Here is a 22,345-nt window from a genome sequence, read left to right as displayed (position 1 = left end):
AATGGTGCGTATTGATCAGGTGACTCCCATTCACCTGATCAATAGAATGACCGGTTAAATGTTAGGGCTCCACTCCAGCCTGCGAGTAAGGGTTTCACTCAAAGTAGAGCCCTCACTAGATTGACGGATAAGCTTCATCGGAAGGCTGTCTATTAGGTGTCGCGAATTCCGATTCGCGATTAACTACCCTTAAGGGTTATGGCTTGGCTTAAAGATGCTGCCTGAAGCGTTGAACGTGCAGGTAATGGTGCGTATTGATCAGGTGACTCCCATTCACCTGATCAATAGAATGACCGGTTAAATGTTAGGGCTCCACTCCAGCCTGCGAGTAAGAGCTTCACTCGAAGTGAAGCCCTTACTGTCACGAAATCCGTCATTTTTAGTTGAAATACCAGGCCGACAAGTTGAAATACTCAACCTACAAATTGGAACACACAACCGGGCAGTTCAAGCACTTGGCAGAGTGATTAAAACACAAAACCGAGCAGTTGAAACACGTAACCGACAGCTTGAAACACAAAACCGAGCACTTAAAACACTCGGCGGAGCAGTTGAAACACAATTCCGAGCCCTTAAAATGCTCCTTTTATGCGCGGCTGAATGTCCGGAGCTGTTTTTTGAGTATCCGGACCACTTTTTCCGGAATCCGGACTGCTTTTGGGAATCGTCCAAGCCCTTTGTTTTATAGTCAAACGGCTCGGTTTGATGTACCAAGCACTTGGCTGGGTAGTTTAAGCCCTCGGGAAACCGGTTGAAGCAGTCGGTTGGCTTGTCAAAGAACTTTTTTGGGTGAATCCCAAGCTTTGGAGAGTCATTCCATCCCCGAAGCTACCCTCCAAGCTTCAGGAGAATGTCTTCTCACGCATGCTTGCTGGATTCCCAGCTACCTAAACAAACAAGCAGCCGATTTGAAACGCCTTTGTTAAAGACAAGCATTATGGACAAGATAGGGAGGTGGTAAAGCCCACAATCTGGCAATAGTTTTATGTTTCTCAGCATAGTTTTGTTAATTGGGCATTTTAAAAGAGGCTGAAAACGATGGTGATAGGGGCGTGTTGAAACTATCGGCGAGCCCTCCCTTGCGCACTAAACAGCACCAGCACTCTAAAACTGAGCATTCCCATACTGTTTAGTTAAGGGAAATCAGTACCTTGGGAAATCCCACAAAGGATACGGCAGAAGGACGCGTAAGCAAAAACGATATGGCTGAAATTCTAGAATCGGTTAGATAACATTTTTGATAACTCAATAGAATGGGTATTGTTATACCTCCTAAATTATAGGTATAACAATACTTGAAAAATTGCAAAAGGAAATATAACAACCATAGTTGATGCTCACTAGTTAACACAAATATTAAACTACAACAAATGGTAGATTTTAGAAAAAAATTAAGCAAAGGTCAACTTGACAAAAAAACAATTCCATCGGAAATATATGATTCTCTGGATAGGAGAAGTGTAACAGGTCCTTTAAGACCTGCCCAAAACGAGATATTAGAAGAATGGTATAATAAATGCCAAGAAGATAATGACTTAATAATTAAACTTCATACTGGTGAAGGGAAAACTTTAATTGGGCTTTTAATTCTACAATCTAAAATTAATCAAGGATTAGGCCCATGTATTTATGTATGTCCCAATATCTATTTAGTGCAGCAGGTAGTGTTGGAGGCACAGAAATTTGGTATTCCAATTTGCACAATTGAAGCAGATAATGCTATACCAAATGATTTTTTAGATGGTAAAAAGATACTGGTTACACATGTTCAAAAATTATTTAATGGTAAATCAATTTTTGGTATAGATAATTCATTTACTAAAACAAACACAATAGTACTTGACGATTCACATGCATGTATTGATTCAATTAAGAATTCATTTACAATTAGAATAAGTAGAGAACATGAACTATATAATTCTATTTTAAAGCTGTTTGAATCGGAGTTAAAGGAACAAGGAGAAGGAAGTTATTTTGATATTGAGGCAGGTATTTACGATACATTATTAATGATTCCTTATTGGTCTTGGATTGATAAATCAAGTGATGTCATTACTCTACTATCAAGCAATCAGGAAGAAAATTTTATAAAATTTTCTTGGCCTATTCTGAAAAATTCAATTCATAATTGCCAAGCTTTTATTACCGGGAAAGGAATTGAGATAACACCGATTTTTGTGCCAGTTGGAAGCTTTGGAACATTTTCAAGAGCTCAACAAAGAATACTAATGTCGGCAACAACCCAAGACGATTCTTTTTTTATAAAAGGTCTAGGTTTTAATAAAAATGCAGTAACAAATCCATTGACAAATAAAAAACAATTATGGTCTGGAGAAAAGATGTTATTAATACCATCACTAATAGATGAGTCATTAGATAGGGCCTTAATTGTAACAAAGTTTGCACCTGCAAAAAATTACAATTTTGGTCGAGTTGCTCTTGTTTCCAGTTTTAAGAAGTCACAACATTATTATGAGTTGGGGGCAAAAGTTGCAGAGTCAAAAAGTATATTCACAGAAATAAGTTCATTGAAAAAGGGAGATTTTGAAAATACTTTAGTTATTGTAAACCGATATGATGGAATTGATTTACCAGATGAATCTTGTCGAATTTTGATAATTGATTCTATGCCATTTTTTGATTCTTTAAATGACAGATACGAACAAAAATGCAGAATTAATAGTGATGTAATCAATATAAAATTAGCTCAACGAGTGGAGCAAGGATTAGGGCGAAGTGTTAGAGGTGAAAAGGATTTTAGTGCAATATTGATAATTGGTTCGGATTTGGTAAAGTTTATAAAAAGTGTTCAAACAAATAAATATTTCTCATCGCAGACAAGGAAGCAAATTGAGATAGGTTTACAAATTGCAGAAATGGCTCAAGAAGAATTACAACCTGATGAATCAGCCTATAAAGTACTAGCTTCATTAATTGATCAATCTTTAAAACGTGATGAAGGCTGGAAGGAGTTTTACATTGAAGAAATGAACCAAGTATCTGAAAATAAACAAGAGATAAATATTTATGAAGTTTTGCAATTAGAAAAGGAAGCAGAAAATGCAAATCTCAAAGAAGACAATGAAACAGCATGTTTAAAAACTCAAGAGTTGATTGATAAATACGTAGATGATGATTCAGAAAAAGGATGGTACTTACAGCAATTAGCAAGATATAAATACTTTGAAAGTAAAACTGAATCCAATAAATTACAAAAATCTGCTTTTCTTTTAAATTCTCAATTACTAAAACCTAAAGATGGCATAACATATAAGAAAATTGAATTTATAAATGAAAACAGGATTAAACGAATAAAAACATGGATATCTAATTTTCAATCATATGATGAATTGATTTTGGCCGTCGATAGCATTTTAGGTGATTTAACTTTTGGAATAGATTCTGAAAAATTTGAAAGCTCTGTGAAAGAAATCGGCTGTTTGTTAGGTTTTATTAGCCAAAGGCCAGATAAAGAGTTTAGAAAAGGACCTGATAATTTGTGGTGCGGAGTAGACAATAGGTTTTTTTTATTTGAGTGCAAAAGTGAAGTCTCGGACAAACGTGATGCAATTAGTAAACATGAAGCAGGCCAAATGAATTCGCATTGTGCATGGTTTGAGAGTATTTATGGTGATGCTACTGTTAAAAGGGTTCTTATTATACCTACTCGAAATTTATCGTATAGCGCAGATTTCACGCATAAAGTTGAGGTAATGAGAAAGGGTAAATTAAAATTGTTTAAAGCATCAATTAAATCATTTATTAAAGAATTTAAAAATTATAATATAAATGAACTAAGTGATGAGAAGATTCAAGAATTTATCAATACACACAAACTAGACATTTCAAATTTAGAGAATTCATATGCCGAAAAATATAGAAGAAATTTAAATACTGGTGTTAATAATTAAGTGTTCGAGCCGCGCGCAGCGCAGAGCTTGAACGCAGTGTAACAATGTACCTATTGCAGGGCGGGGTTTGGTGGTACGCCAACTGCGCCCGATAGCTATAGAGGGCTCCTTTCTTAACCTTCATATCCTATCGGACTCTGACGCTCTTGGAAATCTACCCAACAACACTCAACTAATCCTCTCATATTAAAAAAACAAAACAACACCGATGAAAAACCTAATTGTACTAACATTACTATTTGCCTGTTTAACAGCGTTCGCTCAAAACGATAAAAGTATTGACTGGAATGCTGATATCGAATATCTGAAAGTGGAACTTCCCAAAAATCATTATGATTTGTATATGGTTAAGAGTGAACAGGACTTCTTTACGGAACTTGACAACATCGCTAAAATCCAACATCAATTCTCCGATTTTGAAGTAGCCGTTAAATTGCAACAATTGATTGCAAGCTTCGGAGATTCACATACTGCTTTAAATTTAAAACCATTCCTTGATTACAATAAAATCCTTCCTATTGGGCTGATGTGGTTTAACGATGGACTATGGGTGCAAGCAACCACCAAAAGCAATGAAATCCTATTAGGGGCGAAACTCGTCGAAATAAATGGACATGGAATCAGTGAAATAATAGATTCATTGAGTACGATTTCAGCCATGGATAATCTGGCTTCGGTAAAGAAAAGTGCTCCGAAAACAATACCGGTAATCCAGTTTTTAGAATATTTCGGGTTTGCGGCACAACCTGAAACAAAATTAACCCTTGAAAAAGATGGAGAAACCCTGGCGTATTTAATTCATCCCGAACGGATGAATCGAAACAACATGGTTCGGGTTCTTCCTAAGCCGATACCACTATGCTATCAAAATACGAGACTTCCTTTTTGGAGCAAGGTTTTAACCGAGGACAATGTATTTTACATTCAGTATAACAAATGTTGGAGTAGAGAATATCCTCCATCTGGTTTCAAAGGAGATGTTCAAAAACTTCCTTCATTCTCTGCTTTTCACAAAGCAATCGTGGACAGCATTCAGCAAAACGATTTTGATAAAGTTGTTTTTGATGTTCGTTTTAATGGCGGGGGGAATTCTTACCAGGGAACAAAATTAATTGAAGAATTATCAACGATAGATAAAATTAACCGTAAAGGAAAGCTTTATGTAATTACAGGACGAGATTCGTATTCCTCGGCGATAATCAATATTATGGACTTTACGAACATGACTAATGCAATTTTAGTGGGTGAAGAAACCTCCGGGAAACCCAATCATCTTGGCGAAATAAGAAGCTTTAAACTGCCATCTTCAGCGCTTAGCTTGCAATACTCAACCAAATACTTTAAACGGGCCGATAACGATTTAAAAACGATCACGCCTGATAAAATTATTGAATCAAGTTTTACCGAATTTAAGCATGGTCATGACCCAGTCGTTGAATGGATTTTGAAACAATAATGTCCCTTGCTAACGCATGCTTGTATCCTGTGGTTTCGTTTTTCGCTGTTTTGAAGTTGGAATTATGATTCGTCTGACTAAGTAGGAGCAAATTCAATTTATTCCTTTTTTCTCCTAACTACCAAGAACGATTGAGTTGCTTTAGCATATTCATTAATCTGGTAATTTGAAATTTATAAATCTAATAATCTATTAAGTTTAAAATCGAATTGTTTGACTTCCTTGTGTTTTTCTTCAAGCTTTCGAGTGTTGCTTTCGGTTTATATCTTCGTCTTCGGCAGTGATGTGGATGTTTCTTATTACTTTTGAATTTTACGCAAGAAATATGTCGAAACTAAAAATATATAAAGCGTCAGCCGGCTCGGGGAAAACCTTCCGCCTAGCGCTCGAATACCTCAAGATTGCTCTTTCTGGCGAGTGGAACTACAAAAACATTTTGGCGGTAACATTCACCAATAAGGCAACCACCGAAATGAAAGAGCGGGTTATCGAAGAGCTGTATGTGCTGGCCCAGGAGCAGCGATCGGCTTATCTTCCTCTGCTTGTTCAGGAAATGGGACTACCGGAAGTGGTCCTAGCTGAGCGGGCACGAAAAAGCCTAAAAAGCATTCTGCACGATTATTCGCGCTTTTCGATAAGTACGATTGACAGCTTTTTCCAACGGGTGATTAAATCGTTTAACCGGGAATTGGGGATTAATGTTGCTTACCAAGTTGACCTGGAGGATAACTTGATTTTGGAAGAAGCGGTCGATGAATTGCTGCTATCCATTGAAGAAAACCCGGAGTTGCTGGAATGGCTGAAGAAATTTGCCAACGAGAAGATCCGGGAAGGGGGAGGCTGGAACCTGAAAAATGATATCCTGAAGCTGGGAAGCCAGATTTACAACGAGACTTTTAAGGCTCTAAACCAGACCTTGTACGAAAAGATCAACGATAAAGCTTTCATTAATGCCTACAAGAAAGAGCTGAATGCGGTCATTCATCAGTTTGAAAATAACCTCAAACGTATTGGAAAAGCCGGCTTGAATGTCATGGAACAACGCGGCTTGTCGGTGGATGACTTTAAGTACAAAAAGAGTGGGGCAGCAGCCTCTTTTCAACGACTGGCTGATCTTAACCTGGATAAGTGGCCAGCGAAACGAGCGTTAAAAGCATCGGAAGAACTGGACGAGTGGACCGGGAAAAAAGATCCGGCGCCGGTTGTTGAAGCTGCAGCTGCCTTGCAACCGCTTTTGTTGGAAGCCATTACTTTCTTCTATCAGAAATTGCATGAGTACAACTCGGCAAAGCTCATCGTTAGTCAACTTTACACCCTGGGAATTTTGGTGGACTTGCAGGCAATGGTCAGGCGGGTTACTCAGGAGAAAGGGGTGGTACTAATCTCGGACTCAGGTTCCTTGCTGAAGAGCATTATTGATGATTCGGATGCTCCATTCATTTATGAAAAGACAGGGGTTTTTTACAACCACTTCATGATTGATGAGTTTCAGGATACTTCTGGCTTGCAGTGGGGAAACTTCCAGCCTTTAATTGCCAATGCCCTTGCCGAGGATCATTTAGGAATGGTTGTGGGCGATGTGAAGCAAGCAATCTATCGTTGGCGGAATGGTGACTGGAACTTGCTCGCCAGCGAAGTCAACCATCAGTTTCCGGCCAATGGTGCTGAAGAAGAGACACTCCAGAAAAACTGGCGTAGTACCGGAAACATCATTCGATTCAATAACGCCATCTTTCAGATTTTGCCGCAGCTTTTTCAGCAGCACATCAATGCTGAATTGGCAGAGAACCGGTTGGAAGATCAGGAGATGGAAAGCCAGATTGAATCAATCTACGGACAAAGTTTGCAGGAAATTGCAAATACCCGTTTGGCGGATGATGGAGCGATTCGGATGCGTTTCCTCGAAAATGGAAAAGATGTCGATCCAGAAGAGCTTCGTGCTCAAATATTGGATGAGCTGGTCGCTTCCATCAAGGAAGTTCAGGATCGGGGGGCTTCGGCGCATGAGATTGCCGTATTGGTCAGAACCAAGGGCGATGCCAAAGAAATTGCTGATCGCTTGTTGAAGGAAAAGGAAGCTGAAACGAAGTACAACTTCAACATCTTGTCCAGCGAGTCGCTTTATGTGAAGAATTCAGCCGCCGTGAGCCTTGTGTTGGCGCTTTTGCAATTGCTGGCCGATCCGAATGATAAAGTGGCGCTGGCTTTGGCAAATCATCTGTATTACAACGAACTGTTTGATGTGCTGGATGCTTTAGGAAAAGTTCCGAGCCTTACGGTGCCAAAATCCGACCAAATGGCCATTAGTTTTGAGTCGTTTGACAAGCCCAAAGAAACCAGCTTGTTTGAGAAACTGACCGATCAAAACAATAACCTGTCTGACTTTCTGCTAAGCGATTACTTCACAGAGACCTTGAGTGGTCGGAATATTCAGGAAATTGCATTGAAAATATGTGAGCTGTTTAACCTTTTCGAACTTCAGGATGAGCTGGCATACCTGCAGGCTTTTATCGATCAGCTGGCAGCTTTCATGAAAAGTCGGACCACGGACATTTCTGCTTTCCTGATTTGGTGGGAAGAGCAAGGTCAGAAAAAGACCATTGCTGTTTCGGAAGAGCTGGATGCTATCCGGATTCAAACGATTCACAAGGCTAAAGGCTTGGAGTATAACTATGTATTCATTCCATTCTGTGACTGGAAAATAGATGTATCGCCCCAGCATGCGCCCATTTTGTGGTGCCAGCCCAAGCTTCCTCCCTTCGACCAGCTGGAACTGGTTCCGGTGAAATTTGGGAAAGACATGGGAGAGTCTATCTTTTTCAGAGAGTATTTTCAGGAGAAAATCAGCAACTACATTGATAACCTGAACTTGCTGTACGTGGCATTTACCCGGGCAAGAACGGCCTTGTTTACCTGGTCGGTTACTTCGGGCAAGTTTACCACAATGGCAGACGCGCTGTTGCAGTCGCTTGAGAAAGCTGATCATTTTGCCTTGCAAGGGGAGGAGAGCTTGTTCTGCGATCTCCTGGCGAGTTACGATTCTGAGGAGAAAACCTTCGAACTTGGATCCTTTCAGTTTCCGAAGAGCTCTAAAGAAACGAAAAAGGACCATTGTTTAGTTCTTGATAAATTTCGCTTTGCCGACTTTCATAGTTATTTGAAGCTTCGAAAGCGGAATGAGCATTTCTTTGTTGAAGATGAACTGGCCTCTACCAAGGTCAATAAAGGCCGTATTTTTCACGAGGTGCTGGCTCAGATTGCAACGCATGAGGATGTTGAAGCAGCTGTAAATGACTTGGTTTTTCGGGGAGTAATTCAGCAGGCTGAAGGCGAAACTATGAAAAAGCAGATCCATGAGCTGATTACTGCTCCGGAAGTGACTGCCTGGTTCAATGGGAGCTATCGGGTGTTGAATGAGCGATCGGTGATCACAGGAGCCAATGGGGTAAAACGCCCGGACCGAATCATGCTGAACGACGATGAATTGATTGTGGTGGACTACAAATCGGGCGAGAAAGAGTTGGAAAAATACCACTATCAAGTTGGAAACTACATGAAAGAACTCCGGAAATGTGGTTATCCCAATGTTACGGGTTACATCTGGTATACACACTTAAACAAACGGGTAATGGTAGAGGGACATTATATGATTGATGGAAAAGGTCGTGTTTGACTTGACACAAGCGATCTATCAAATAAAAAAGTTTTTCATTTTGATGTTGCCTCTTTACCCCAAAAATGTAATTTTGCCAAAAAAATTCTAAATTATGATACAACGTATTCAAACACTTTATATACTGATTTCGGCCATTCTGATTGGTCTTTTGTTTGGTTTGCCATTTGCTGAAATTGCTGCCAACGGTAAACTCTACCTGTTCAATATTCAAGGTATTTTGCATAACGGAGAGATTGTTGAAAGCGGACTCCCCATTCTGGCCTTTACGGGATTGATTTGTGTGCTTCACTTGGTGGCCATGTTTTTATACAAAAAAAGAGTGGTGCAAATGCGCGTGTTGGTTTTTTCAATTCTGCTATTGTTGGGGCTGTTTGGCATGTTCTATTTCTTTACCTATTACAGCTTCAAAGGCCATGAGATTAGTTACAAGGTGGCAGTTGTTTTTCCATTGGTTGCAATTATTCTGGATTACCTGGCAATTCGCAATATTGGAAAAGATGAAGCTTTGATTCGCTCCATCGATCGGATTCGATAAGGATTCCCTTCCTAAAATATTATCAGAGGCATTTTCGAAAGAAGATGCCTCTTTTTGTTTCTAGACTATCGCTTGAGAAGCGGCCAGGCAACTTCTTTTTCTACGAAGAAATAGTCATCGGAAAGGGAAGCGAACGGCGCTTTTTGTCGCGATGGCAGACTTTGGGAATGAAATAGCAACAAGCTTCTTAATCTGCTAGGGAATTCCATTCGAAAGCTTGGGCTCATGATTAGGCTTTTAAGAAGTCTTATTTAGCCTTTTCAATAGCAGGGGAATAATTGTTTCTGAAAATGAATTGAAGTCGTCTAGGAGCATAAAAAAAGGCAATAGCCCCGAAAGGTATTGCCTTGATCTATTTAAAATTGTTTTGTTGGATTTAATTGCGTTGGTAACTTACCAAGCTCAATATATTGTTTGGTTTTTTCCTTATACCAATCCGCTGAATCCCATGAAAGCCATTGCCAAAATACCGGCAACGATCAACGCAATTGGGGTTCCTTTTAGTCCTTTTGGCACATTCATCAAGTCGAGGTGCTCGCGCAAACCCGCAAATAGAACCAATGCCAGTCCGAACCCAATTGCGTTGGCAATGGCGAAAACAACGCCTTCCATCAGGTTAAACTCTTTCTGGTAAGTCAAAATTGCAACCCCTAGAATAGCACAGTTTGTCGTAATCAATGGAAGAAAAACACCCAATGCCTGATATAGGGAAGGGCTTACTTTTTTCAGAATGATCTCAACCAACTGCACCAAAGAAGCAATAACCAAAATGAAGAAGATGGTTTGTAAAAATTGCAAACTAAGCGGATTCAGAATATACACCTGAATCAGGTAAGTAACAATGGTTGCAATTACCATAACAAAGGTAACGGCGCCTGTCATTCCCACTGCCGTCGAAATCTTTTTGGACACCCCAAGAAAAGGGCAGATTCCCAAAAATTGATTCAACACAATGTTGTTGACAAATATGGCGGCTATAATGATAATAATGTATTCCATAATCAAATCTCCTATGCTTTATTCAAACGGTTGATAAGGGCAATCAGGTAGCCCAAAACAATGAAGGCTCCAGGAGCAAGGACAAACAACAACATGCCATAATCTTCAGGGAAAATTGCGATGTCGAAGATTTTTCCGCTTCCCAGGAACTCGCGGGCTGCACCAAGTAGTGTTAGGGCAAATGAGAAACCAAGTCCCATACCTAAACCGTCAACCAAAGACGAAACCAAGTTGTTTTTTGACGCAAAAGCTTCTGCACGGCCCAGTACCAAACAGTTGACAACAATCAGGGGAATAAACAGCCCCAGACTCTCGAAGAGTGAAGGGAGGTAAGCCTGCATGGTTAACTCAACTACGGTCACAAATGCAGCAATAATTACAATGAAACTAGGAATACGAACTTTACTTGGGATGACATTTTTTACCAATGAAATTACCAAGTTTGACATGACCAAAACAAAGGTGGTGGCTAAGCCCATTCCTAAACCATTGAATGCGGAGGAAGTTACCCCCAAAGTGGGACACATTCCCAATAACAGTACGAACACCGGGTTTTCTTTGATAAAACCTTTGGTGAAGTTTTGCATTTGATTCATGATTGACCTCCTTTGCTTGTATGGTTGCTTGCTTGAGTTTGATCTTCGGCACTTGCCTGGTACGTTTTATAAGCCCGAACAACGGCATCCAGAAAAGCACGGCTGGTAATGGTTGATGCGGTAATGGCATCAACATCGCCACCATCTTTTGAAACCTGGAATTTTGTTGTTGAAGGATTTTTACCCAAAATGTTTTGCTTAGGTTTTGCTTCGTCCTTAAACCAAGCACCCATTTTTGAGCCTAATCCCGGGGTTTCTTTGTGCTCAAGCACCTCGTAGCCGGTAATGTCTCCTTCTGGCGATAACCCAGCCATAATGCTGATAAAACCGCTAAATCCATTCTTGGTGTAGGTTTTAACTGCAGTTCCTACCAGTTGTTGGTTGGCATCGTAAGCCGGAAAGAATTCCAGGCTGTCTGCACCATCTTCAGGTAGTAACTTATAAGCGTCTCCCAGTGAGTCAAAAGCTGGAAGAACACTTTCGATTGCTTTTTCCTGCGCCTTTTGTTTGGCCAGGGCAATGTCTTCTTTTGTTAAATCATGCACAAAACCCAATATGGTTGCAGCTACCAGAGTAACCACAAACAAGGTTAAGGTCATGCTTAGAAATGTAGATTCTTTTTGAGCCATTATTTCGTTCCTCCAAATCGTTTCGGTTTGATATAAACATTAAGGAGCGGAGTAAATCCGTTCATGATCAAAATCGCGAAAGAAATACCTTCCGGATATGCTCCAAAATTTCGGATTAAAACCGTTATTACTCCAATGCCAATACCGTAAATCAATTGTCCCTTCACAGTCATTGGTGAGGTTACCATATCGGTTGCCATATAGATTGCACCCAACATGGCACCACCCGTCAACAGGTGAAATACCGGCTCTATGAAATTTTCGGGGTTGAACATCCAAAGAATTCCCTGGAAAGCGAAGATGGTTCCCAAAATGAATACGGGGATGTGCCAGGTGATTACTTTTTTCCAAAGCATGTAAGCAAAACCCAGTAGCAGGAACAAGGCAGAAATCTCTCCAAGAGATCCGGGCATGTTACCATAGAGCAAATCCAGGTTGGCAGGCAATCCCTGCATCACTTCGCTTACTGGTTGACCTGCTTTTACACCTTCTTTTAAAAGAGCTAAAGGAGTGGCTGTGGTTAACGCATCAACAGTGGCGTGTTGCGTTACGGGCCAGCTAGTCATTTGAACAGGAAAAGAAATCAATAGAAATACACGTCCGACCAAGGCCGGGTTGAAAGGGTTATTTCCCAATCCGCCAAACGATAGTTTTCCAACGCCAATAGCAACCAATGCCCCAACAAGAATCATCCAGGTGGGCAAGCTTGCCGGAACGTTAAAGGCTAACAAAATACCGGTTAAGGCTGCAGAACCATCGGTTATTTGAGGTTCTGACTTCATGATGTATTTCTGAATTAAATATTCGAAGGCAACACAGGCTGCAACGGCAAGTAGTGTTACCCGGATGGCTTCGAAGCCAAACATGAAAACAGACCAGGCGAGAGCTGGCACTAAAGCCAGGATAACCCGGTACATGATCTTATTCACCGAATCACTGGTGTGTACGTGCGGTGAAGGTGATATGGTTAGAAGTTTACTCATTGCTTTTTAATCAGGATTATCATTTACAGTTTTATTTTTTCCGGGAACGAATAATGTTTCCAACCTTACCTTTTCCTAATCGGATATAATCGAGTAGGGGACGGTCGGCAGGACAGGTGTAGCTGCATGAACCACATTCAATGCAGTCCATAATCTTACTCGCTTCAGCCTTTTCCCAAATTTGCTTATCCGAAACAGTCATTAAAAAGTAAGGCTCCAGTCCCATGGGGCAAACGGTAACGCAACGAGTACAGCGAATACAGTTTTTCATTGGCTGCCTTTTGGCTTCGGCATCCTGCATCAATAGGATTCCTGAAGTTCCTTTGGTCACCGGAATATCGGTTGATGCAACAGCTTTTCCCATCATGGGGCCACCACTGATAATCTTACCGGTATCTTCGGGCAAACCGCCAGCAGCATCAATCAGGTATTGAATTGGCGTTCCAACGCGGACCAGAAAGTTAGCCGGATTTTTAACTGATTTACCGGTAATGGTAACTACGCGCTCCACTAAGGGCTTGTTCTTTTGAACAGCTTCGTATACAGCCAACGCTGTCCCGACATTGCTCACCACTGCGCCAACGGCAATTGGTAGAGCTCCTGAAGGAACTTCACGTCCCGTAACGGCTTTGATTAGTTGCTTCTCTCCACCTTGCGGATACTTCACCTTCAACGGAACGATTTCAATGCCACTTTCTTTGGCAGCGAGTTCTTTGAGGTGTTTAATCGCATCAGGCTTGTTATTTTCGATCCCGATATAGGCTTTATCAACTTCAAGGGCACACATTAACAAGCGAACGCCAACCAATAGCTCATCAGCTTTCTCGAGCATTACGCGATGGTCTGATGTTAGGTAGGGTTCACACTCCACACCATTAATAAGAAGCACTTCTGCTTTCATCCCTTGTGGTGGAACTAACTTAACATGTGTCGGGAAAGTTGCCCCTCCCAAACCTACAACTCCGGCCTCATTTATGCGGTCGATGATCTTTTTCGGATCGGTTTCAAAATTTTTTACCAGCGTAGAAGAGGTGTCAATTCCGGTTTCCCATTCGTCGCCTTCCACATCAATAAGAATTCCTTGCTTCGGATAACCGGAACTGTCCATGGCCAAATCGACCTTTTTTACGGTACCGGATACGGATGAATGGATATTGGCCGAGACAAAACCTCCTGATTTTGCTACTAACTGGCCAACTTTAACCTGATCGCCTTTTTTTACCAGGGCTTGAGCTGGTGCTCCAATATGCTGGGCTACGGGGATAAAAACACTTTTGGGTAAAGCCAGTTTTTCGATGGCTTTATCGGCCGAAAGCTTATTTTCAGCCGGATGTACCCCGCCGAGTTTGAATGTTTTTAACACGATGGCCTCCTATTTTTTTTCTATGTTATCGGTTTTATTTTCTTCTGTTGCCTTGACCTCCTTTTTCACCGGAGCTTCTTTTTTGACAGCTGGTTTGGGAGGTAAATCAGCCTTTATTTTGCGTGGTGGAAATCCAAGCTCAATAATCGCATTGGTCGGACACTCAACAACACACTTTCGGCACAGTTTACATTTATCCGAATCAATAAAGGCTAGGTTGTTTTTCATGGTAATGGCATCAAAAGGACAAACCTTGAAGCATTTTGAACAACCAATACAGGCCACTTCACATGATTTTTTGGCAATACCACCTTTGTCTTCATTCCGACACGAGACGTAAATCTTACGGTCTTTAGGACCACGCTTACGAAGCTCGATCAATGTTTTTGGGCAAGCTTCAACACAAGCTCCGCAAGCCACACATTTATCATCGATAACTTCGGGCAAGCCAGTTTCCGGATTCATGTGAATAGCATCAAAGTCACAGGCTGCAACGCAGTCACCATGTCCCAGACATCCGTATTGACATCCAGTATCACCGCTGTATAGCGAAGAGGCCACTGCACATGATGACGCACCATCAAACTGGTTGGTTTTGGGGCGGTGTTCACACGTTCCATTACATCGAACAACGGCAACTCTAGGATCTTTCGTAACAGCTTCAAGACCTAAAATGCCTGCCACATCAGTCATGCAATCGTTTCCACCCACTGGGCAAAACAATGCTGACAACTCATTTTCTTTCACACAGGCTTCGGCAAAAGCCCGACAACCTGCAAAGCCACAACCACCACAGTTGGCACCGGGCAGAGCGCTTTCTACTTCGTCGATCCGTGGATCTTCGTATACTTTAAACTTCTGTGCTACAAAGTATAAAATGACAGCTGCCAAAATACCTATAGCGCTTAAAGCAATCATCGTATAAACAATCGTAATACTCATAATATTTATGGTAAAGGCTTGATTTCAAATTCAAAACTCTTGCGTATCCGATTTCGGGTCAGGTACAAAATAAAATAGTAGGGAATAAGAACCGCGAGAGAGATTAGTCCACTGATTGCCTCGCTAAATTGCAGGCTGGTCAGTGTAATTAGAATGATCATGATTAATAGGAAGGGGAGGACGTAGCCATAAAACAAAGCTTTAAATCCTTGTGAGGTTTTGCCAATAACTTCGACGGGTTGGCCTACTCGAAAATCTCCATTGAAATGATTGATCTCAATTTCCTTGTCTTTCATGTCAGCCATTGAACATGCACCTTTGGCGTGGCAAGAGGAGCAGGCTGACTCATTGATAATCCCCACAATTATCTTTTGATCTGAAAGCTCTTTGATAATTCCTTTGTGTGAAATCTCTCCCGACATTTTTTCTTCTTCCAAGCTTTTAATATGAGTGCAAAACTAAAGATGTTTGGATAACTAGAATCCATTGAAATATCATTTTTAAAACATCTTGAGCTATTTATATTCGATTTAAATAATTTATTTTTAGGCGGTTTTGTAATTTGTTTATTTCTAGCTAGATACAGAGGTGGGTGATAAAACTCATTGTTTTCTCTCAATTTTTGCAATCTCTGGATTGCAGGATTATTTTCAAAAAACAATCTCTATTTGGCAAAAAAAGACGGATTTTAGTTTGTTTGCTGAACAGAAAATGGTGAAAAATGACAAGTATTCTTAACTAATCACACTCCAATTGAACTCTGTATTTTTCATTTTTTGGTAGTGATAAAGCAGCAATTTGTTCTCATCTTTTTCCAATCGAGGATCATCCGAAAGGATATCGGAGGCAACATTTCGGGCAATGCGAAGAATTTCTCCATCCTTTCCTAAATTGGCGATGTTCAGGTTAACTCCCAAGCCACTTTGTTGGGTTCCCTCAATATCTCCAGGCCCTCGAAGTTGTAGGTCAACCTCGGCAATTTCAAACCCATCATTTGTACGAACCATGGTTTCGAGTCGCTTTCTGCTTTCGTTGCTAATTTTATACGAGGACATCAGCAGGCAATACGATTGTTCGGCACCACGACCAACCCGGCCGCGAAGCTGATGGAGCTGGGAAAGACCAAATCGCTCCGAACTTTCAATAACCATTATCGACGCATTGGGTACATCTACGCCAACCTCAATGACGGTGGTGGCTACCATAATTTGAGTTTTCCCTTCTTTAAAGAGCTGCATCTCGGCGTCTTTTTCGGCCGGCTTCATTTTTCCGTGGACCATGCTTAATTGATAGCGCGGAAATACTTGCTTCATTAGTTCGTAGCCGTCTTCCAGGTTTTTGTAATCCATTTTTTCTGATTCGCTGATCAACGGATAAACAATGTAGGCCTGCCTTCCAACTTCTATTTGTCCCCGAATAAACTCGTACACTTGTTTCCGACGGTTCTCGAAATAATGCCGTGTATCGATTGGCTTCCGTCCCGGAGGGAGCTCATCAATGACCGAAACATCCAGATCGCCATAAAGTGTCATGGCTAAAGTTCGCGGAATTGGGGTGGCTGTCATCACCAGAATATGTGGTGGAATCAGCTTGTTCTTTTTCCATAGCTTGGCTCGCTGGGCAACGCCAAATCGATGCTGTTCATCAATAATTACCAGTCCTAAACGAGAAAAACTGACTGTATCTTCAATAAGCGCATGGGTGCCAATTAGCAGTTGCAGTTCGCCACTTTCTAATTGTTCGTGAATCTTTTTGCGTTCAGCTTTCTTGGTGGAACCGGTAAGTAGCGCAACTTTTACACCAAGGCCAGTCAGCATTTTAACAATGGTATTATAATGCTGGATCGCTAAAATTTCGGTTGGAGCCATCAAACTGGCCTGAAAGCCATTATCAAAAGCCAGTAGGGCTGTCATCAGGGCAACCAGTGTTTTTCCACTTCCAACATCGCCTTGCAACAGGCGATTCATTTGCTTGCCAGAGCCAAGATCTTTCCGGATTTCCTTGATCACTTTCTTTTGTGCTCCCGTGAGTTCAAACGGCAGGTTGTTGGCATAAAACTGGTTGAAGTTGTAGCCAACGTGAGAAAAAATAAATCCTTTAAAAGCCTCAAGTCGGCTATGCTTTAAACTCAGAATTTTTAGCTGAATGTAAAACAACTCCTCAAACTTAAGCCTGAAGGTTGCCTTTTGGAGATAATGGCTGCTTTCCGGAAAATGGATTTGCCGCAGTGCATCCTTTAGCGAGATCAACTTTAGCGGCTCTTTGATCTTTGAAGGTAACGTTTCATAGATTTTTCCCTGGAGTTGCTGTGCCAGATTGTATTGAATCTTGTTAATAGCTCGCGTATTCAGGAAGCGCTTTTTTAACTTTTCGGTCGTATTGTAAAAGGCTTGTAAAACCCCGGTTTTAAACTGCTCGCTGGCTTTATCTTCAACTTCTGGGTGAATAATGTTTACGCGTCCGTTAAAGACCGATGGTTTGCCAAATACAACGTAGGTTTTTCCTGGAACCAAATTCTCCCGGATATACTTTATTCCTTGAAACCAAACCAGGTCCATGCTCCCGGTCTCATCATAAAAAACAGCTGTTAAGCGTTGTTTTTGGCGTTCGCCAACCACTTCAAAAGCACGTATCTTTCCTTTTACCTGAATGTAGGTTTGGTTAGAACGAACCTCGGCAATGGCATGAAACTTTGTACGATCAATATATTTATATGGAAAATAGTACAGCAGATCTCGAAAGGTGCGAATACCCAACTCTTTCTTGAGTAATTCAGCCCGCTTGGGACCAACACCTGCCAAAAATTTAATGTCTTGATCCAAATACTCTGGCATGAAGCAAAGATAGAAAACAAAAGTCAGCAAAGGACGAGCAATAAAATCGAGTTATTAAGATTTTTTTGTTTGTAAATAGCGAAAATTGCATGGTTTTTGTTTAATTCGTATCAATCATTTCAAAAAAGAAAAATTTCGTATTGTAAAATTAACGATAATCAATCAACACCATATTTACTAACCCGGAAAATGGAAAGGTTTACCCCAAGTCTCTTTTCTGTCAATTACCAAAATCATGTCTAAACAAATGAAACAAGTAATCAACCTAACCGACATTGTTAAGAATTATAAGGTAGGAACCCAAGTTGTACGGGCACTTCGCTCAGTTTCTCTCCAAATTAACGAAGGAGAATATGTCGCCATTATGGGAGCTTCCGGTTCTGGTAAGTCAACATTAATGAATATCATCGGATGCTTGGATACGCCAACAAGTGGCAGGTATATTTTGAACAGTCATGATGCAAGTGATCTGACTGATGATCAACTGGCCGAAATTAGAAACCGGGAAATTGGTTTTGTTTTTCAAACCTTTAATCTTTTGCCTCGAAGCACAGCACTTGATAATGTCATGCTACCGTTGGTTTATTCGGGTATTAAAAAGCAAGAAAGAACAGAGCGGGCAATGGAAATCTTGACTAATGTTGGTTTGGCCGAGAGGGTAGACCATAAGCCTAATGAGCTTTCAGGAGGGCAGCGTCAGCGTGTTGCTGTAGCCCGGGCTTTGATTAACAAGCCAGCTATTTTATTGGCAGATGAGCCTACAGGAAACCTGGACTCAAAAATTTCGGAAGAAATTATGCAGCTATTTGCTGAGATTCATCAACAAGGAAATACCTTGATTGTTGTTACACACGAAGAAGACATTGCTCTGCATGCACACCGGATTATCCGGTTGAAGGATGGGCAAGTAGAATCAGATGAAATCAACCCAAATCCAGTGATTTAATGAAAGAAAAAGAAGCACGTATTTATACGAAGACAGGTGATGATGGAACGACTGGCTTAATCGGTGGAGCCCGTGTAAAGAAATACAATATTCGACTTGAAGCTTATGGCACCGTTGATGAACTCAATAGTCATATTGGGTTGATTGTAGCGATGAATGTTGATCAACATGTTCAGGACGTTTTAAAGCGAGTTCAATCCATTCTTTTTACCATTGGGGCCCAATTGGCGACTGATGATTCAATTGCAGACTTTAAAAAGCAAATTCCATGTAAGGTCGAAGACATTGAAATGTTGGAGAAAGAAATGGATCAAATGTTTAAAATACTTCCAAAACTCAACAGTTTTATTTTGCCGGGAGGAAGTCAGGCGGCAGCAAATGCCCAAATAGCACGAACCGTTTGTCGGAGATCGGAACGGCGGATTGTAGAATTAGCTGAGCAAACAGAAGTTAACAAAAATCTCATAAAATTTATAAATCGACTTTCAGACTACCTTTTTGTGCTTGGGCGGAAGCTGTCATATGATGATGGAATTGCTGAAAACATCTGGGAATCGGGAGTTTAAATGATAAAATATTTTTTTTAGGTTTTGCTTTATTTTTTTATATATTCGCAAAACTGAAAAAAGAATCAAACACTAAATTCCTTCGAATATGTACTGGACATTAGAATTAGCTTCAAAGTTAGAGGACGCTCCTTGGCCTGCGAGCAAGGATGAGTTGATTGATTATGCCATTCGATCAGGTGCTCCACTTGAAGTAATTGAAAACTTGCAGGAAATTGAAGACGAAGGGGAGGTATACGAGAGTATTGAAGATATCTGGCCGGATTATCCGAGCAAAGATGACTTCTTCTTCAATGAAGATGAGTATTAAAAAATGGCATGCAAGTAAAGAATATGAGTAGCAAGGTAGATTACCTTGCTATTTTTGTTTCCTGATGTTTCTTGAAAATATCTTCCATCCGTTTGGGGCGAATGGCATTCAGCCACTGAAATCCTGGAAGCTCCTTGTCTTCTTCCGGAATATCTAGAATTGGAAGAAGCTCTCCGTCGGGCGCTTTAATGAAAACAATCTTTTTCACCTTACTGCTATCCAAGTATATTTCAATATTGCTGCTTTGTGCTTTATTCAGGCCGATTAAGCCTTTACTGTCGCGTGCGTAGTACACCGACTGTCCATTTCCATCAACATTGATTTTATAGAGCTCGTTGTTGCGAATGTAGCCCAGCATATCGCGTCCTTTAATCTGATTGTAGCGACCGCTGTCTTCCATGGCTACGATGAATGCATTTTGCTCCATTCGCACCAAATCAGGGCCGTTGGCTTGGGTAATCATCTCAATGTATTCTGAGGTCATTTGGTTGTTCTCGGACCATACAACAGGCTCGTGGTATAATTGAATGGTTGAATCTTTGGACCAATACACCATGGAGTCGCATTTTCCTTGCATATCATCTCGGAAGAATTTGACTTGAAAATAGGCTAATACCAATTTTTCGTCTGGAACGGTGTCGGGTACTGACTTTAGGGTATCGGCATGCAGAAACAAGGTATCTTTTTCGGAATATAGCATGAAGAGGGCCGAGTCTGTAGCCATTGCAGTTTCCTGCAGGTCGTTGTAAACAATCCGGTTTCCTTTGACAATCATCCGGTTTCTAAAATCTTCGATACGGGCATTGCCAACAGCTTTCCCATCACCGGTGGGTTTATCATAGAAAATAGAGTCGGCATTGACTTTTTGTTCCTTCCCAATAATCTCTGGGTTTTCGAATAGCTCAGCACTTCCTGTTATGCTGTTATAAAAGCCACTCTCGGCATATAAGGCAGTTTCTTCATCACGAATACGAGTCGGGCCTACAATGGACACAATCTTTGTTTTCGTGTCGTAAATCAGCGTATCTGAGTCCAGGGTGTAGTCTTCGGAGAGCACTTCGACATCAGTCTTAAAATAGGCTTTATTGTCGTCTACATAGTATTCTCCAATTTTACTGTGCAAAGTACTTGTACTGTCAATGATGGTTCCATAGTCATTGTAATAACCAACATTACGGGTCATATCAAAGTCTAAGGTGTCAGAAGTAAGCGTGGTTGATTTATTCACCAATTTCACGTTCCCCGTGGCTCTGGCCCATTTTGTACCACTATTGTAGTTCAGATAATCTGAATACATGTGTAATGTGTCGTCTTTTAAGATATGAACATGCCCGAATGCATCAACCATATTGGTATCGGTATACGAATAGGCGCTATCGCACCACATGCGTACATTGTTATGGCTAATAATTACATTGCCAATTAAACGCTGGGCATTTTTGACAATGTGCTCGTTAAATTCAAGGAATTCGGCTTGTTCAATATTTACCTTTTTTCTGGTCTGCGACAGGCCAATAACAGGTAACAGGAGAAGGATCAGAACCAACTTAATATTGTTGCTTTTCAAACTCATTCAATTTTAATTACAACAGTTCCTGAATAATTTGATCAACAGAAATGTTTTCAGCTTCAGCTTTATAGTTTTTAATAACCCGGTGACGAAGAATTGTCTTGGCAACAGCTTTGACATCTTCAATATCCGGCGAGTACTTTCCGGAAAGAACTGCATGTGTTTTGGCTCCTAAAACCAAGTATTGCGAAGCCCTGGGGCCGGCTCCCCACTTCAAGTATTTATCAGTGATGCTCGCTGCCAGTTTAGTGCCCGGGCGTGTCTTTGATGACAGCTCAACAGCGTACTTTAATACGTTATCATTGATCGGGATTTTAAGAATCAGTTTTTGGAAAAATTTAATTTCCTCTGCAGTGATGACTTCTTTTAAATCTGTATTGTAATCTGATGTTGTGTTCCGGACGATGGTAAGCTCATCCTCAAACTCAGGATAGTCCAGCCAAATGGAAAACATGAAACGATCCAGCTGTGCTTCTGGCAGGGGATAGGTTCCTTCTTGCTCAATCGGGTTTTGTGTAGCCAGAACAAAGAAGGGTTTTTCCAGCTCGAAACGTTCTCCCGAGGCGGTTACTGCTCGTTCTTGCATGGCTTCAAGCAATGCCGCCTGCGTTTTAGGTGGAGTCCGGTTAATCTCGTCGGCCAAAATGATGTTGGCAAACAGTGGCCCCCGAATAAATTTAAACTCCCGGTTTTTATCCAGAATCTCGGTTCCGATGATGTCTGAAGGCATCAAATCCGGAGTGAACTGGATGCGGTTATATTTTAAGCCCAATACCTCTGCGATTGTGTTTACCAATAAGGTTTTTGCTAATCCTGGTACACCAATTAACAAGCAATGGCCGCGGCTAAAAAGCGAGATCAGCACCTGTTTGATGATTTCATCTTGGCCGTAAATTCGCTTTTTAATCTCGGATTGAAGTAAATCGATTTTTTGGTTTAACGCATCAACCGCTTCAACATCGTTTTTGAAATTCATTTTTGCTTTATTTCAATAGTTTGTCAAATTTTTACAACCGTGTTATCTCTCGT

At 40.9% G+C, this 22,345-nt stretch carries 17 protein-coding genes; 7 read left to right on the top strand and 10 right to left on the bottom strand.

Annotated features, from left to right (window positions below; translation table 11 throughout):
• Window positions 1–1,370 precede the first annotated feature (1,370 nt).
• The 4 genes from BM156_RS09780 (at window position 1,371) to BM156_RS09765 (ending at window position 9,578) form a co-directional block, all read left to right on the top strand.
• A complete protein-coding gene (locus tag BM156_RS09780; protein WP_093919674.1) occupies window positions 1,371–3,911 on the top strand; it encodes a DEAD/DEAH box helicase in 2,541 nt (846 codons plus the stop codon).
• A 208-nt stretch (window positions 3,912–4,119) separates the two neighbouring features.
• The gene (locus tag BM156_RS09775; RefSeq protein ID WP_093919673.1) at window positions 4,120–5,367 is read left to right on the top strand and encodes a S41 family peptidase; all 1,248 of its coding nucleotides are present in this window, start codon (window positions 4,120–4,122) and stop codon (window positions 5,365–5,367) included.
• Between the two features lie 325 nt (window positions 5,368–5,692).
• Window positions 5,693–9,040, top strand: coding sequence for a UvrD-helicase domain-containing protein (locus BM156_RS09770; protein WP_170846920.1), 3,348 nt, complete (start codon window positions 5,693–5,695; stop codon window positions 9,038–9,040).
• A gap of 94 nt (window positions 9,041–9,134) precedes the next feature.
• Window positions 9,135–9,578, top strand: a complete 444-nt coding sequence (locus BM156_RS09765) for a DUF4293 domain-containing protein (protein WP_093919671.1) — start codon at window positions 9,135–9,137, stop codon at window positions 9,576–9,578.
• Window positions 9,579–10,004: 426 nt separating this feature from the next.
• Here BM156_RS09765 and rsxA read toward each other — a convergent pair whose 3' ends face one another.
• The 8 genes from rsxA to recG form a co-directional block, all read right to left on the bottom strand.
• Window positions 10,005–10,577 carry an electron transport complex subunit RsxA gene (rsxA, locus tag BM156_RS09760; protein ID WP_093919670.1) on the bottom strand — a complete coding sequence of 191 codons (573 nt, stop codon included), beginning with the start codon at window positions 10,575–10,577 and terminating at the stop codon, window positions 10,005–10,007.
• An 11-nt stretch (window positions 10,578–10,588) separates the two neighbouring features.
• A complete protein-coding gene (gene rsxE / locus BM156_RS09755) occupies window positions 10,589–11,173 on the bottom strand; it encodes an electron transport complex subunit RsxE (RefSeq protein ID WP_093919669.1) in 585 nt (194 codons plus the stop codon).
• The gene (locus tag BM156_RS09750; RefSeq protein WP_093919668.1) at window positions 11,170–11,802 is read right to left on the bottom strand and encodes an RnfABCDGE type electron transport complex subunit G; all 633 of its coding nucleotides are present in this window, start codon (window positions 11,800–11,802) and stop codon (window positions 11,170–11,172) included. The genes rsxE and BM156_RS09750 overlap by 4 nt, the downstream gene beginning before the upstream one ends.
• Entirely contained in the window at window positions 11,802–12,785 is a 984-nt protein-coding gene (locus BM156_RS09745) for an RnfABCDGE type electron transport complex subunit D (RefSeq protein WP_093919667.1), read from the bottom strand. The genes BM156_RS09750 and BM156_RS09745 overlap by 1 nt, the downstream gene beginning before the upstream one ends.
• Before the next feature lie 31 nt (window positions 12,786–12,816).
• On the bottom strand, window positions 12,817–14,148 hold the full coding sequence (gene rsxC, locus BM156_RS09740) for an electron transport complex subunit RsxC (protein ID WP_093919666.1): 1,332 nt from the start codon (window positions 14,146–14,148) through the stop codon (window positions 12,817–12,819).
• A 9-nt stretch (window positions 14,149–14,157) separates the two neighbouring features.
• Window positions 14,158–15,090: a Fe-S cluster domain-containing protein gene (locus BM156_RS09735; RefSeq protein ID WP_093919665.1), complete on the bottom strand. Its 933-nt coding sequence runs from the start codon at window positions 15,088–15,090 to the stop codon at window positions 14,158–14,160.
• Between the two features lie 5 nt (window positions 15,091–15,095).
• Entirely contained in the window at window positions 15,096–15,527 is a 432-nt protein-coding gene (locus tag BM156_RS09730) for a SoxR reducing system RseC family protein (RefSeq protein WP_093919664.1), read from the bottom strand.
• Between the two features lie 297 nt (window positions 15,528–15,824).
• The gene (gene recG / locus BM156_RS09725) at window positions 15,825–17,924 is read right to left on the bottom strand and encodes an ATP-dependent DNA helicase RecG (protein WP_093919694.1); all 2,100 of its coding nucleotides are present in this window, start codon (window positions 17,922–17,924) and stop codon (window positions 15,825–15,827) included.
• Window positions 17,925–18,171: 247 nt separating this feature from the next.
• Here recG and BM156_RS09720 point away from each other — a divergent pair, with 247 nt between their 5' ends.
• The 3 genes from BM156_RS09720 (at window position 18,172) to BM156_RS09710 (ending at window position 19,746) form a co-directional block, all read left to right on the top strand.
• Complete coding sequence (locus tag BM156_RS09720; RefSeq protein ID WP_170846919.1) at window positions 18,172–18,870, top strand: ABC transporter ATP-binding protein; 699 nt, start codon at window positions 18,172–18,174, stop codon at window positions 18,868–18,870.
• Complete coding sequence (locus BM156_RS09715; RefSeq protein WP_093919662.1) at window positions 18,870–19,436, top strand: cob(I)yrinic acid a,c-diamide adenosyltransferase; 567 nt, start codon at window positions 18,870–18,872, stop codon at window positions 19,434–19,436. Before BM156_RS09720 ends, BM156_RS09715 begins: the two co-directional genes overlap by 1 nt.
• Before the next feature lie 88 nt (window positions 19,437–19,524).
• On the top strand, window positions 19,525–19,746 hold the full coding sequence (locus BM156_RS09710) for a DUF2795 domain-containing protein (protein WP_073170646.1): 222 nt from the start codon (window positions 19,525–19,527) through the stop codon (window positions 19,744–19,746).
• Between the two features lie 40 nt (window positions 19,747–19,786).
• On the opposite strand, the gene BM156_RS09705 is transcribed toward BM156_RS09710, so the two are convergent.
• Window positions 19,787–21,319: an OstA-like protein gene (locus BM156_RS09705; protein WP_093919661.1), complete on the bottom strand. Its 1,533-nt coding sequence runs from the start codon at window positions 21,317–21,319 to the stop codon at window positions 19,787–19,789.
• 10 nt (window positions 21,320–21,329) lie between these two features.
• A complete protein-coding gene (locus BM156_RS09700; RefSeq protein ID WP_093919660.1) occupies window positions 21,330–22,292 on the bottom strand; it encodes an AAA family ATPase in 963 nt (320 codons plus the stop codon).
• Between the last annotated feature and the right edge of the window lie 53 nt (window positions 22,293–22,345).

This window comes from Sunxiuqinia elliptica, assembly GCF_900113005.1.
GTDB classification, from domain to species: Bacteria; Bacteroidota; Bacteroidia; order Bacteroidales; family Prolixibacteraceae; genus Sunxiuqinia; species Sunxiuqinia elliptica.
Note: the sequence above shows the minus strand (reverse complement) of the source record. Positions and strands in the feature narration are given on the sequence as shown.

Excerpts from the sequence above, each read along its gene's own strand:
- BM156_RS09710 (WP_073170646.1), top strand. The coding sequence starts at position 19,525 with ATGTACTGGACATTAGAATTAGCTTCAAAGTTAGAGGACGCTCCTTGG.
- recG (WP_093919694.1), bottom strand. The coding sequence starts at position 17,924 with ATGCCAGAGTATTTGGATCAAGACATTAAATTTTTGGCAGGTGTTGGT.
- BM156_RS09770 (WP_170846920.1), top strand. The coding sequence starts at position 5,693 with ATGTCGAAACTAAAAATATATAAAGCGTCAGCCGGCTCGGGGAAAACC.
- BM156_RS09750 (WP_093919668.1), bottom strand. The coding sequence starts at position 11,802 with ATGGCTCAAAAAGAATCTACATTTCTAAGCATGACCTTAACCTTGTTT.
- BM156_RS09780 (WP_093919674.1), top strand. The coding sequence starts at position 1,371 with ATGGTAGATTTTAGAAAAAAATTAAGCAAAGGTCAACTTGACAAAAAA.
- rsxA (WP_093919670.1), bottom strand. The coding sequence starts at position 10,577 with ATGGAATACATTATTATCATTATAGCCGCCATATTTGTCAACAACATT.
- BM156_RS09700 (WP_093919660.1), bottom strand. The coding sequence starts at position 22,292 with ATGAATTTCAAAAACGATGTTGAAGCGGTTGATGCGTTAAACCAAAAA.
- BM156_RS09765 (WP_093919671.1), top strand. The coding sequence starts at position 9,135 with ATGATACAACGTATTCAAACACTTTATATACTGATTTCGGCCATTCTG.
- BM156_RS09715 (WP_093919662.1), top strand. The coding sequence starts at position 18,870 with ATGAAAGAAAAAGAAGCACGTATTTATACGAAGACAGGTGATGATGGA.
- BM156_RS09745 (WP_093919667.1), bottom strand. The coding sequence starts at position 12,785 with ATGAGTAAACTTCTAACCATATCACCTTCACCGCACGTACACACCAGT.
- BM156_RS09735 (WP_093919665.1), bottom strand. The coding sequence starts at position 15,090 with ATGAGTATTACGATTGTTTATACGATGATTGCTTTAAGCGCTATAGGT.
- BM156_RS09720 (WP_170846919.1), top strand. The coding sequence starts at position 18,172 with ATGAAACAAGTAATCAACCTAACCGACATTGTTAAGAATTATAAGGTA.
- rsxE (WP_093919669.1), bottom strand. The coding sequence starts at position 11,173 with ATGAATCAAATGCAAAACTTCACCAAAGGTTTTATCAAAGAAAACCCG.
- BM156_RS09705 (WP_093919661.1), bottom strand. The coding sequence starts at position 21,319 with ATGAGTTTGAAAAGCAACAATATTAAGTTGGTTCTGATCCTTCTCCTG.
- BM156_RS09775 (WP_093919673.1), top strand. The coding sequence starts at position 4,120 with ATGAAAAACCTAATTGTACTAACATTACTATTTGCCTGTTTAACAGCG.